General features: G+C 64.0%; 6 protein-coding genes and 5 pseudogenes. 5 read left to right on the top strand and 6 right to left on the bottom strand.

The window, feature by feature from the left end; genetic code table 11:
* Positions 1 to 250: 250 nt before the first annotated feature.
* Positions 251 to 544: pseudogene (locus tag OG985_RS03130) on the top strand (transposase); the annotation flags it as partial.
* Here OG985_RS03130 and OG985_RS03125 read toward each other — a convergent pair.
* Positions 439 to 3,105: a LuxR C-terminal-related transcriptional regulator gene (locus OG985_RS03125; protein WP_371666702.1), complete on the bottom strand. Its 2,667-nt coding sequence runs from the start codon at positions 3,103 to 3,105 to the stop codon at positions 439 to 441. The pseudogene OG985_RS03130 and the gene OG985_RS03125 sit on opposite strands and share 106 nt — an antisense overlap.
* 394 nt (positions 3,106 to 3,499) lie before the next feature.
* Here OG985_RS03125 and OG985_RS03120 point away from each other — a divergent pair.
* Together OG985_RS03120 and OG985_RS03115 are read left to right on the top strand one after the other, a co-directional pair.
* A pseudogene (locus OG985_RS03120) lies at positions 3,500 to 3,848 on the top strand (IS5/IS1182 family transposase); the annotation flags it as partial.
* 449 nt (positions 3,849 to 4,297) lie between these two features.
* The gene (locus OG985_RS03115; protein ID WP_371666701.1) at positions 4,298 to 5,131 is read left to right on the top strand and encodes a class I SAM-dependent methyltransferase; all 834 of its coding nucleotides are present in this window, start codon (positions 4,298 to 4,300) and stop codon (positions 5,129 to 5,131) included.
* Between the two features lie 904 nt (positions 5,132 to 6,035).
* Here OG985_RS03115 and OG985_RS03110 read toward each other — a convergent pair.
* From OG985_RS03110 to OG985_RS03100, 3 genes are all read right to left on the bottom strand, one after another.
* On the bottom strand, positions 6,036 to 6,209 hold the full coding sequence (locus tag OG985_RS03110) for a hypothetical protein (RefSeq protein ID WP_371666700.1): 174 nt from the start codon (positions 6,207 to 6,209) through the stop codon (positions 6,036 to 6,038).
* 340 nt (positions 6,210 to 6,549) lie between these two features.
* Complete coding sequence (locus OG985_RS03105; RefSeq protein ID WP_371666698.1) at positions 6,550 to 7,098, bottom strand: transposase family protein; 549 nt, start codon at positions 7,096 to 7,098, stop codon at positions 6,550 to 6,552.
* A 194-nt stretch (positions 7,099 to 7,292) separates the two neighbouring features.
* Entirely contained in the window at positions 7,293 to 7,502 is a 210-nt protein-coding gene (locus OG985_RS03100) for a hypothetical protein (protein WP_371666697.1), read from the bottom strand.
* A gap of 163 nt (positions 7,503 to 7,665) precedes the next feature.
* On the opposite strand from OG985_RS03100, the gene OG985_RS03095 reads away from it, so the two are divergent.
* Positions 7,666 to 10,383, top strand: a complete 2,718-nt coding sequence (locus OG985_RS03095) for a LuxR C-terminal-related transcriptional regulator (protein ID WP_371666696.1) — start codon at positions 7,666 to 7,668, stop codon at positions 10,381 to 10,383.
* Between the two features lie 462 nt (positions 10,384 to 10,845).
* On the opposite strand, the pseudogene OG985_RS03090 reads toward OG985_RS03095, so the two are convergent.
* Positions 10,846 to 11,142 (bottom strand): annotated as a pseudogene (locus tag OG985_RS03090) (integrase core domain-containing protein); the annotation flags it as partial.
* A 4-nt stretch (positions 11,143 to 11,146) separates the two neighbouring features.
* Positions 11,147 to 11,602: pseudogene (locus OG985_RS03085) on the bottom strand (IS30 family transposase); the annotation flags it as partial.
* Between the two features lie 129 nt (positions 11,603 to 11,731).
* Here OG985_RS03085 and OG985_RS03080 point away from each other — a divergent pair.
* Positions 11,732 to 13,026: pseudogene (locus OG985_RS03080) on the top strand (ISAs1 family transposase).
* The last annotated feature ends 20 nt before the right edge of the window (positions 13,027 to 13,046 follow it).

Genomic DNA, 13,046 nt, shown 5'->3' with positions numbered 1-13,046 from the left:
GGGATCAGAGATGATGCGTCGGCAGGCACGGTCTTCCACTTGGATCACGGGGCGTAGAGAACTCCATGATCTTGGAAGCCGTGCCTGTCACGTCCCGAGAACACCGCCCTTGAGCTGACAGTCCGCCAGGAACCGGGCATCACGCGACTACGCCGAAGCCCTGGCTCACACCCCACCTCCAAGACCCCGTCGAACCACCCTTGACAACGCCAGATAACCCTTAACTCCGTGGTCTTGGAAGTACCCCGACGAGCTGCGTGAGCGTGCGGTGCGGATGTACCGGACTGCCGAGCCGAAGCCCGTGATCCGCCGTATGGCCGAGGATCTCGGCGTGCATCACGAAGCCCCGCGCAACTGGATCCGGCAGGCCGAGGCCGACGCCGGCGAGCGGGATGACCTGCTCATATCTCAAGCCTGGAGACTCACTGCTAAACAAGCTTATGGACTTGAGGTGCCGGATCGGGACGAGATGCGAGCGGTGACGCCAAGAGTGTCTGCGAGTTGCCGACGGGTGGTAACACCGAGTTTCGAGTACGCGTGGTGAAGGTGGTTGTCCACAGTGCGGACCGAGAGCCCCAGCGTCTCGGCTATGTCCTTACTGACGGTGCCGGTCGCGGCCAGTAGAGCAATCTCGCGTTCGCGGGCGGTCAACGTCGCAGCGGATTCAGCCGTGACCAGCAGCGGCGTGCGGGCACCCTCACAGTGCGCTGTGAGCGTGGCGGCCTGTTGGGCGGCTGGTGTTGCACGCCGGTTGTGGCCGGTTCGGCGCCAGGCTACGGCAGCTGCGCTCGCAGCTTCGGCAGCAAGCAGATCCACGCCCATCGTTTCGAGTTCAGCAGAAACCGCCATGAGGCCTTCGGGATCGTCGGCGGCCAAAGCGGCAGCCAGATGAGAGCGGGCTACAGCCAGTGCTCCCTCGCTCTGCTGGGCGAGTTCGGCAAGCCGTTCGACAACGTCCTTAGCCCCGCCGAGTCGAGCGATATCAGTGAGGAGCAGTGCCTCAGAAGTGATGTGACCGCTACCGCGGGCGGCCCCGGCTGCACTGGTGAGCCGGTCCCTGGCCTGTGCAACTCGGCCCTGAGCTACCAAAATCCACGCCTCGCAGAGTTGCTCCTCACCAGTGAGGATTCCCATAGGCTGATGATCTTCCAGCGCTGACAGAGCCTCTTGTGCTGCCTCAAGGTCACCGCACAGTGCCGCAGATGCTCCCAACCCGGCGAGGACGGGATGCAGCGCCGTGCCATGATTTTGGGCCAGCACCGCGGCTTCCGCGTACCAGCGGCGTGCTCCTGCCGGATGCCCAGCCAACCACTCCGCACGTCCCATGTGGAACGCTACCCAAACTCGGGGAAGCGTAGCGCGTGCTGCCAAGAGATCAGCAAACGCGCCCTCACCGATCTTCCGCGCCTCAGTAAGCTCTCCGGCCTCCGTCAGCGCCATCACAAGTGAATTGAGTTGCGACGCAGGGTGGGCTATGAGCGCTTGGCGATCGATCTGTACGTGCACGGCATAGCCGCGTTCTGCCAGGGCAGCTGCTTCCCTCGCGCGCCCCCGCATTGCCAGCCCCGCAGACTTCATCATGGTGCCCTGCAGCCACGTGTTGACGTCCGGCGCCTCCCTGACGTCGTGCTCAAGGTCTTTCAGCAGTTCTACACCGATAAGCGGTTGCCCCGAGACCGTGCGTATGCAGGCCTCGTTCACCTGCAGCATGTACCGGCCCACGGGGTCGGCAATGTAAGCGCGAGCGGCATCGTTCACCGCAAGAGCGTCGGCAGTACGGGCGCCGGTCCAGAAGAGATTATTCGTTCGGATGAACGTTGCGGCCAGTTTCTCCTGTTCCGTGGAGGCTTGCTTGTCTGCCTTGATGAGAACAGCCTCAGCTTGTTCCCACATGCCCAGTTCAAGGAGCGACTCCCCAAGCAGTAGTCGGGTAGAGAACGTCTGATGCAGGTCAGGCAGGGCCTTTAGGAGAGCGATGACCTGGGGATAGTCGTGAGCATGGCGGGCAAGCGTGGCACCTTGGGCCAAGAGAGCGGGATCGGCGGTGCCAGTAGCGGCCAGGCGCCAGGTGGCAATATGCAGCGCGTCGCCACGACGTCTGGCACCGCAAGCTTCGATGCGCTCGGCCTGCGCCAGCAGCACGGCACGGCGGTTCAGGGTGGGCAACTGTGTACGTAGCACTTCTCCGTATAGCGGGTGGGTCAGCGTTACCGCGCTTCGTCGCCGGTCGTGACCGATGCGGATCAGTCCCGCACGTTCGAGGTCGGTCACGACCTCCAGGGAGGCAGCTTGGATAGCCTCGGTAATGGACAGTGGTTCGCACAGGGCGAGGATCTCCAGCACCGCTCTTCCGGTCTCGCCTGCGGAGGCCAAGCGTTCACCGATCAACTCGGTCAGTCGTACGGTCAAAAGTGAGGGCTCGGCCAGCTCCCACACTCCACCTCTGTTAGTCAAAGTGCCGGCAGCCAGGGCTGCGAGAACGAGTTCGCGCAGATACAGCATGTTGCCGCCGCTGCTGATGTGCAGGCGGTACAGGGTGAGTCGGCCGACGGGTCCGTCCAACACCGTCTGGAGCAACCGCTCGACTTGGGACTGGTTAAGCTCAGCCAGGCCAACCTGCTGCAGCTCGGCGCTGTCCCGCAAGGCAGCGACCGCATCGTTGACTCGCTCCCCGCTACGAATGGTGGCAATGAGGCGGACCACTCCAGCATCCATCAATTGCTGCAGCAGCATGGCGGAGGTGGCGTCCAGCAAATGGACGTCATCAACCAAGAACGCCCATCGACGCCGCTGCGGCCCGGTTAGCGCGGCAGCCGCGGTCTGGAACCCTTTAGCGGGGTCCGACAGATCCACTCCGGCCGGGATCAGGTGCGCAATAGCTCCCAAGGGCACGGTGCTGGCCGCCGCAGTGGCCGTGGCGCGCCCAGTCCTGTAACCTGCCTGTCTTGCAATTGTCAGGCTTTCCTCGGCCAGCCGAGACTTGCCGACCCCCGCAGGCCCATGGATCACCCATCCCCGGCCCTTCCTGCCCGCGAAAGCCAGGGAGAACGCCTTCAGCTCCTCCTCACGCCCGACCAACGGCCAACGGGCGTCCTCGACTCTCATCGCATCACATCCTGATCATCGACGCTGATGAGGAGCGTCGCAACGAAGACCGGCCGAAACCCCAACCGTCATCCAGTCACAGTACTCGTCTCAGTCTGCAACAGCACACAGGAGTCGACGGATACATCACTCCAGCTTTTGACTTCCTTCGTGGCTCGGTAACGAATCTTGCGGTCTCACGGCGTGCTTCCTCTTGTTGCATCCTCCGGGTACCACCGGGCATGAAGGCATCAACAGACCGCTGATGAGAGGCTTGAGCACCGGCTTTCACCCAGTGAGTCCTTTCCAACTTCCGTCTTCCGTCGCGGCTCGTCAGTTGGCCTGACAGACGGATGAAGTCCCTGGGCATTGGGTTTCGACCAAGAGGACCGTCTCCACCAGAGGCTTCGCATGCTTGCGTGCCCGTCCGGCCGTGGCCAGCGCCGCCTGCCGCTTCCTCGCCGGCCGCCTGAGGGAACGTCGGCAACTCTTGGCATCCGATGGCGACGTCTGAGTGCGGGACGACAGGCCCTGCTCGCCCTCTTCCCACCTGCGCAAGGCGAGCCCATGCCCAGCTCACAGCCAGCTTCGGTATCGGAACCACCACCGCCTATCGGTACATCATTGAGCCCGTCAATGTCCTGGCCGCCTCGCCCCCACGCTCGCCGAAGCAGTACGGGCCGCATCGATGAAGGTGTACTGATCCTGGACGGGACGCTTCTGCCGGGCGACCGGATCGCCGCCGACCTCCCTTCTACTCGGGCAACGCAAGAAGCACAGCAGAATCTGCAGTCCATTTTCAAAGAAATTGCTGCCACCGCATCCGACTCCTTTACGGATATACGGGCAGAGGACCACAGTCAAGAGTATGAAGTAACGTCAAGTCGCCGTGATCTGTCTAGCGTGGGCACGCAGCTGCAGCAGCCATCGGGCAGGGGTTGGCAGGGTTCGCGCGTGTGTGAACGGCGATTGAGTTTGATTAGAGCTACTTCGCGTGCGTGCCGAAATTTCCTAGGGAGAGGCCACCTTGAAGGCTCTTCCCACCCACTCCTGCGAGGAGGCGTATTGTCCGCCACGATCTGCATAATTCGATAGTGCCAGCTACTGTCCGGCGGCTGAGTAGGTGATACTCATTGCTCGGCCTCCTCGTAGGTGCATGCTGTACTCGAGGCTACTCATGCTGAAGCTACGCACCCCAAGATATGGAGGTTCAGTGAGTAACGCTAAAGAACCGATCGATTACGTTCTGGGTCGCTCAGAGGCCGAGACGCGTCGCCTGATTTTTCAAGGCACGATTTACGCTCCTTACACTCGCGCCTTTTTGCAGGCTGCTGGCATCACTAGAGGAATGAAGGTCTTGGATGTAGGCAGTGGAGCCGGTGATGTCGCTTTGCTCTTGGCTGATCTTGTAGGGCCTGAGGGCTCCGTGTTGGGCGTGGATGAGAACCCTGAGGTCGTCAAGGTGGCGCGGACGCGCTGCGCCACCATGGGATACGGCAACGTCAGGTTCGTCGAAGGAGACGTGCGGACTGTTTCTCTGGAGAAAGACTTCGATGCCGTGACAGGGCGATGGATCCTTATGTACGTTCCCGACTCCGCGGCGCTGTTGCGGAAAGCTGCTGGCCTCGTGAAGCCCGGTGGCGTCGTGGCTTTCCAGGAAATTAACCTCAGTTCGCCACCTGTCTCCTATCCGTCGACTCCACTCTTTGAACGCGTGCTGGGTTACGCGGTTCCTCGGCACGGAGCAGAGCGAGGGCCCGATACCCGCGCGGGACTAAATCTCTATAGCCAATACCTTGAGGGCGGGCTGCCGGCACCGCACTTGATGATGTCGACACCGATGGGGGGCGGTCCTTCGTGGCCTGGGTACCACTATTTGGCGGACACATTGCGCAGTCTCCTGCCCATGCTTGAGCGGCAAGGAGCGGTAATCCCAGAAGAGTTGGATATCGATACGCTCGGTGGGCGACTCCGTGACGAGGCAATCGGTGCGTGTGCCGTTCAAACGCTCCCGCCACTGATTGGTGCCTGGTCGCAGCGTAGTTGACGCAGCTGATATTGGGACGTTACACCACCCCCTACTTATCGAGTCGCGTGCAGCAGGGGTCCCGCTCGTTTCGGTGTGTTCGTGAGAGTGGCCGAGCTGTCGGACTCTACGAGAGCGGCCTCGGCCGCTGCCGCAGCGCGTTAGCCAGGATGAACAGGAACTGCTCGAATTCCCCGCCAGCGTCGCGTCTTTAAGCGGACAGTTGGCCGTAATTTATTCCGTCAGCGTCACGCCCTTTTTAAGGGTGTGGATGCCCAAGTGTACGTTACTCAGGGCTTGCCTAAGTGATGTGCTCGAATGCATCTCAAGCTGCCATCTATAGTTAGTTGGCGGTCGCGAATATACTCGTAATACTACGTTCTTTGGGTGATTGACTTGCTTTACATCGCCGTAGCGTGCGTACTGCTGACGCAAGCAGCATTCTTGGTCGCATGGGCCGTCAGCTGGTGTCCTAATGATCCAGGGGCTCACCCAGGCAGCGAGGAGCATCATGCAGCATTGGCATCCGTTGATGACGGCACGGATTTTAGCCTCAAGTACTGACGAAGCAGGAGGTCTACGCCGTCACCAGCCTGACCGACGAGCAGGCCACCCCGGCCGAGCTCGCCCAACTTGTCCGCGACCGCTGGAACACCGACAACGCGCCCCGCGCGATGGCCACCTGGCGCAACCTCGCCATCGGAGCCCTCCGAACAGCCGGAGCGTAGAACACCGCGGCCAGGCCCCCACCACAACGCCCGCAACCCCCGTCGCCCCCTCACCCTCCTGGCCTCGGATGATCACGAACCGGGCGTCACGCGACTATGCCGAAGCCCTGGCCGCATGTGGGCCGCCCGGTCGGCTGCGGTCTTGCTCGGCTACAAGCAGCTCCTGGAAGTCGAGCGCGGCTGGGTCCAGGGCGGCTTCAAGTTCCCGGTGGGGGGCGGCTGTCGCTGATGTCCCGGATCGCTTGGGTGGTCTTGGCGATGTGGTCCGCTTCCAGCGGCCGCAGTCTGCCGATGGCCAGGTTCCGCAGAGCGGCCATTGCCCGCGGCGCGCTGCCGGTGTGGACGGTGGAGGCGTCCTTGGCGAACACCACATCTCTGACATGGTGGCTGGAATTTTTGATTGCCCGGTGCCCGCGCACGTATCCGCCCCAGCTGGGCAGGGCTGGCCTGGTGGGTATCGAGGCTGGTGACGGCGTAGATCGTCTCCCGGGTCTGCCGCTTGCCACTCTCTTCTCGGCGCCGGTGGATGCGTAGGGCCGTGCCGTGCTTGCGGGAAGGCGATCGGGTCCAGGTTCGCCGCGGTGGCCGTGGTCTTGACCGAGCGGGATTCCCGCCGCCCGTGCCCGGTGCCGGAGACTGTGTGCGCTACGGGCACCTGTTCCCACGGCAGGGCTTTGACCTGGGCCGACGCGGTCGGCTGGGTTTTCTTGATCACCGCGATGCAGTGGGCCTTCTTTTCCTGGACGAGCCGGCGCACCTGGTCCTTGACGCTGTGCAGGGCGTCGAAGGTGGCCACGGTTCCGGTCGGATCGAGGGGTTCCAGCAGCGGACGGAAGGCGGCTGTCTCGTTGGCCGGTGGTGCCGGGCGTCGGTGTGGTTGTGTCCGGCCAGGTAGGTGCTGATCGCGGCGTCCAGGGCATCGCCGTCGAGGGCGGCCAGGAGCCGGGTGAGGGTGGCATGGGACGGGGCCCGGCGACGTCCGGGCAGATGGCGGCGGATGCCGAGGTGTTTCAGCACCGTGGTGGTGGCGCGCTGTCCCCACGCGGTGATCTCGGTGATGGTCCGGGCGCCGGAGACGACTGTGCAGGCGCAGACCAGCAGCAGGCCGGCCAGGGGATACCACCGTCCGCGACGCGACCGCGGGTCGGGTACGCGCTGGAGGCCGGCACGCAGGCGGCCGGTGTCGTGCTGGTGAACGGGCCCAGTTACGCCAGGGCGACAGGGATCGGGGAGGACGAAGCGGCAGGCACGGGACCCCAACGTGATCAGCTGGCGTAGACACCCTGATGATCACCGGTCTCGTGCCTGTGCTGTCTGCTGCGCCAACTCCCGCCGACACCGACGATCTACGCGATCCCGGAACTTGCAACCGTCCTGCGCTGGCGCGACATGAAACAGATCCTCCGACCTGCGGCCGGTCTACCACCGCCACGAGGAACGCATCCGGGTGCACGTCATCGTGTTGCTGGCTCGCCCTGCTGATCCGCATCACCGAAACCACCACCGGATCGACCTGGAACGAGATCGATGCCCCATTGGGACCGGGCGATACGGCCGATGAGCTGGGGCGATGCCTCGCGTGCTGTCCTATCCGTGATCGCGTGGACGGTCTGCCGGGTGACCTTGCCGGTCTTCAGATCGGTGCGGTGCCGAAGGATCTTCACCGCCTGGACGACATGCGGGATTGCCGCTTCGGCTCACACACTGCCGTGGGCGCTGTGGCGAGGAGTCCTCACATCTGAAGAGAACGAGGAAGAGAGCTCGGCAATCGCAGAGCATGAGTAGTGTGGGTGTGCAGGTCCCCGAGGCCCACAAGGCCCCGATCAGGTGGGTAAATCGGAAGGCGGTCACGGAGTGAGAAGCCGAGTTGCGCGGTGGCCGCTGGCAGGTCGGGACACTGAGTTGACGGATTTCGCCACAGCCTGGGGGGATCGCCGATACCGGGGCGTGGTGGTATTCGGACCGGCGGGCGTGGGCAAGTCACGGTTGGCCGAGGAGTTTCTTGCTCAAGCGGTCGGCGAGGGCTGGAAGGCTGGGCGGGCGACGGCTTCCGCGACAGCGGCTGAGGTACCACTGGGAGCGATCGCACACTTGATCCCGCCAGGAATCGACTTGTCTGACCCGGTCTCCGGCTTCGCCGAGGTCGCCCGCTCGCTGGTGGGACCAGAGCGGCGGCGTTGGGTGCTGTTGATTGACGATCTGCACCTCCTGGACTCGACATCGGCGGTTTTGCTCCGCCAGTTGCTCGATGCCGGTGTGATCCGCCTCATCGGCACCGTACGCAGCGGGGAACCTGTGAGGGAGGCAGTCGACGCTTTGACCGGCGGGGATGCGGTTCACCGGATCGACCTTTCGACGTTCGACCAAAAGCAGGCAGAAGTACTACTGCAGGCAGCTCTAGGTCGGCCTGTAAAACGGCGTGCCCTGCGAGAGCTGCACACCGCAGCAGGGGGGAACGTGCTCTACCTGCGGGAACTGGTGGTTGGCGCCTTGGAGGCGGGCTCACTTGCCAGCGACGGGGAAATCTGGGAACTGGCCGGGGACTGGCGCGCGGGCACGCCACGACTGGCCGAGCTGATTGGTGTGCGGCTGGCTGCCGTCGGTGAGGGCGCGCGGTCCGTGCTGGAACTCCTGAGCGTGTGCGGACCCGTTTCCCTCATGGACGCCGAGGCGGTGGCCGGCCCAGTCGTCCTGACCGATCTGGAGGAAGCCGGGATCGTCCAGATTGACACCGACCGGCGCCGTACAACCCTGCAACTTGCCCACCCGCTGTATGGAGAGATTATTCGCGCTGACATCCCTCACCTGGTTCGTCGCCGCACCTTGCTACAGCAGGTTCAGCGGGCCGAATCCCGCGGTACCCGGCGCCGAGATGATGCACTACATATTGCCAGCTGGCGACTAGCAGCCACAGGCACCGCAGACCCCGCCTTGCTTCTTCAAGCTGCGGGCCTTGCCCGGCACGCTCATGACTACGAACAGGTCATCGTCCTAATCGATGCAGTACCTGAAAGCTGCTGGACCGCTCAGACTCGTCTGCTTTTGGGCGAGGCGCTGTGGGAACTCGGTAGATGGGAGCGAGCGGACGCAGTCCTGGCTGACGCCGATTCTGTGATGATCAACGAAGATCAGAAGATCTCTCTAACGATCACCCGTATGCTCAATCTCCAGTGGATGGCCGGCCGTTCAGTTCAGGCATTGGCAGTTGCAGAGGCCGCCCGAATGAGGGTAACCAGCGCTGCTGGTCAGGAGCTGCTTCGAATCGCTGAAAGTTATATATTGGTCGTCTCCGGCCAGCCGGCCCGTGGTCTTGCACTGCTGGAGGACATCGATTCCTTGGCGAAAGATGCCCGTTACTTCCCTGACATTCATCTATGGCTGATGGGAGCGTCGACAAGGTCCCTAGGACTTTCCTATGCAGGGCGCACATCTGAAGCACTGACTTGGGCCGAACGCGCATATTCTGTGCACCTCGAACTCGAAGACCAAACTCTCGCCCCGCACCCCGCTACTCAGCTTACCGCCCAGGTCCTTGCACTAACTGAAAGTGGCAGACTTGCTGAAGCTCGAATAATTGGAGAAAAGGCAGTTGCCGAACTCTCAGCCTCTCGTGCTCCCGTGCGCCCAGTCCAGGTTTGGGCAAGTTTTCTCCTGGGCCGTGTCGAGTGGCTTGCGGGGCATGCCTTCGCCGCACGACGCTGGTGGGCTGAAGCTGCCGCGCTAGCCCGAAACCCTTACCCTATAACACCGCTACGTCTGGTGTTGGCAGGTCTGGCTGCGTCTACAGCAGTGCTCGGTGATCTGGACGCCGCCGAGCAGTTTCAGACCGAGGCCATGGCATGTCAACCGACGGGTTCTTTTGCGGGGGAGGATCGTCTCGGCGAAGCATGGCTGCTCGCGTCGCGCGGCCAACTGACCCAAGCCCGAATTGTGCTTGCCGAAGCAGTCCAAGATGCCAGCGACAGTGGTTACGCTACCTCCGAGGCTTTGTTGCTGACGGATTTGGCACGACTCGGTGGGCCAAAGAGCGTTTCTGATCGACTCTTCGACCTGGCCGCAGGGTGCGACGGCGCCTTTGCACCTGCCCGTGCCCGACTAGTCGCAGCACTGGCCTCTGGCCGCGCTGAGCAGCTGCTAGCGGTGGCAGGCGAACTGGAGGAGATAGGCGCTGATTTGCTGGCTGCAGAAGCTGCCATGGCAGCGGCCGCTGCTGCGCGGCAAACCGGTCAAACACGCCGCGCAGCAGCAGCTGGCCAGCAGGCACAGTCATGTGCCGCCCGCTGTCAGGGCGCCCGGACGCCATTGCTGGCCACAACGGAAACGGTCTCCCCTCTGACCGCTCGGGAACGGGAGATCGCTCTGCTCGCCGCGCACGGAACTCCCAGCAAAGACATCGCTGACACCCTGCACCTGTCCGTGCGCACGGTCGACAACCATCTCCACCACGCCTACACCAAACTCGGCGTTACCACCCGCCGCGAACTTGCTAACGCACTTGGCCACATCACCGGCCGCTCTCAGACGATCGCCGCGCCCAACCGGTGATGGGCCTTGGCCCTGCCAAACTGAACCGCTTGCGGTGCCGCCCGCCATGCGGCCTCCGAGTAGGCCGAGACCTGGTCACGGCACACGATCTCCCCTCAGGGTGGTTGGATGGAGTCAGCGGCCGATCGGTCTCAAGGCCAGACAGCACGTCGATAGGCGGACGTGCTGCGAGGCCCAGCAGCGACGTCGCGTACCTATGCCACTTCAGCAGGGTCAACTCGTCGACCTCAAGGACCCACACCAGCCCTGGCCAGCCACCTGAGTAATTGTCAAGGCCTGTGGATCAGTTGAGGTGGATCACGCTGCGAGGATCTCGCCTCGTTCGACGAGGAGGCCGTTCTCGAAGGGGGCGCCAGCTCGGATGAGGGCGACGAGGTGCGGGGTCATGTCCCCTGTGGTGGTGTAACCGTGTCGGGTGGATCTTCGGTTTGAGGTTGGTTCCCCGGGAGTGGACACCGGGTTTCATACGGCGAGTGACAGCGTATGTGATGTGATCAGTTGCTGTTGGAACTCGGCTGGTGTGAGGTAGGCGAGGGCGGAATGCCGATGGCGCCGGTTGTAGTACGACAGCCAGCGGAACAGCTCGAGCCGTGTCTGCGCCTTCGGGGTCCAGTGCCTCCCGTGGAGCAGCTCGCGCTTGAGGCCTTGGAAGAACGACTCGGTGAGGGCAGTGTCATAGCTTGAGCCGACCCGGCCGATGCTGCGCCGGATGCCGTGCCGGCCGCACACTTCGGCGAAGGCGGCCGCACTGTATTGGGCGAGTTCAACTGGTCGATGCAACACCGACTTGTTGAAGCGAGCGTAGTTGCTCCTCGAAGACTTCAGCGGGCGTCTTCCATCCGAGGATCCTTCGCGGCCGGTTGTTGAGCGCGTGAGCGACGGCCTCGAGTTCGTCAGCGGACCAGCGCGACCGGTCGGTGCCTTTGGGGAAGTACTGCCGCAGCAGACCGTTTGTGTTCTCATTCGTCGGGCGCTGCCATGGTGCGTGCGGGTCAGCGAAGAACACCCGCGTTCCGGTCTCCAGCGCGAACTGCGCGTGGCCCGAAAGCTCCTTCCCGCGATCCCACGTCAGGGTCTTGCGCAACTGGTCGGGCAACTTGGTCATCGACGCCGTGAGCGCGGCGTTCATCGCGACGGCCCCGTAGCCGCCGAGCGACGGCCCGTTTTTCACATACGGCTTCTCGCCCCAGCCTTCCATGCGTGGTAGGTGGACCAGGAGCAGGGCCCCGGCGAGTGCCTGGATCGTCCCGGTCTGGGGTGTTGATCTCGGTGGTGGGCCCCGGAAGCAGGTGAACACGGCACCTGTGGATCATGTAGTTCTCTACGCTGCAAGATCCACGAAGGTGCCGTGTTCGTTTCTCCATCATCCCTTGTCGCTGTCCCCGTGCCTTGTGCGCCCTGCCTGGAAGCCCTCGGCGAGGGTGCCGCCAAGGAGCAAGTGCGCTGCCTGGTCGCCGAGTTCGAGTCGGTCACCGATCCGAGAGGGGCTTGCGGAGTGCGGTACCGGCTCTCCTCGCTGCTGGCCCTGGTGGTCTGCGCGATGACCCCGTCCGGCCACGACTCGATCACCGCGGCGGCGGAGTGGTGCCGACGTGCGGCGCCGGAGGAACTGGCCGCCTTCGGCCTGCCCTACCACCCACTCCTTGGCCGCTACCGGGTGCCGAGCGAGAAAACCCTGCGCAGCGTCCTGGGGCGACTCGATCCCGGTGAGATCGGCGCGGCCGGTTACGACTACCTTCGGCCTCTGCTGTCCGCACAGCCCCGCCGGCCGGAGCCGGTGATGCCCGACGGTGGCACCGAACGTGAACAGCGCCGGGCTCACCGGGCGGCCGCCCGCGCCGAGCCGGTACGGCTCCGGCGGCGGGCGATCGCGGTGGACGGCAAGTGCCTGCGCGGCGCGAGGCGCCCGGACGGCAGCCGCGTCTTCGTCCTGTCCGCCGTCCGTCACGGCGACGGTGTCACTCTCGCCTCCCGCGAGATCGGCGCGAAGACCAACGAAATCCCCGAGTTCGCACCTCTCCTCGACCAGATCGACGACGCGGATCTCACGGGGGTGGTCGTTACCGCCGATGCCCTCCACGCCCAACGCGACCACGCCATCTACCTGCGCGAACGCGGCGCTCACTACCTGCTGACCATCAAGAACAACCAGCGCGGCCAGGCCCGTCAACTCCACGCCCTGCCCTGGAAGGAGATCCCTGTGATCCACCGCGACGACGCCCGGGGCCACGGCCGTCACGAGCAGCGGCTCGTGCAGGTCGTCACCGTCGAGGGCCTGCTCTTCCCGCACGCGGCCCAGGTCCTGCGGATCCAGCGCCGACGCCGTCTCTACGGGGCGAAAAATGGTCCAGCGAGACCGTCTACGCCATCACCGACCTGCCCGCCGAGGAAGCGAACGCAGCCGAGATCGCGTCCTGGGCTCGCGGGCACTGGACCGTGGAAAATACCGTCCACTGGTGTCGAGATGTCACTTTCAACGAGGACAAGTCCCAGGTCAGAACCCGCAACGCGCCCGCCGTACTCGCTACCCTCCGCGACCTGATCCGCAGCGCGCTCAAGCTCGCCGGCTACGTCAACACCGCCGCCGGACGACGAGCCCACACCGAGCGCCCCCGCGTCCTCGCCCTCTACGGCATCACATAACCAAACCGGACGATCCAGGC

It is taken from the genome of Streptomyces sp. NBC_00289, from assembly GCF_041435115.1.
In the GTDB taxonomy this organism is placed as follows: domain Bacteria; phylum Actinomycetota; class Actinomycetes; order Streptomycetales; family Streptomycetaceae; genus Streptomyces.
Note: the sequence above shows the minus strand (reverse complement) of the source record. Positions and strands in the feature narration are given on the sequence as shown.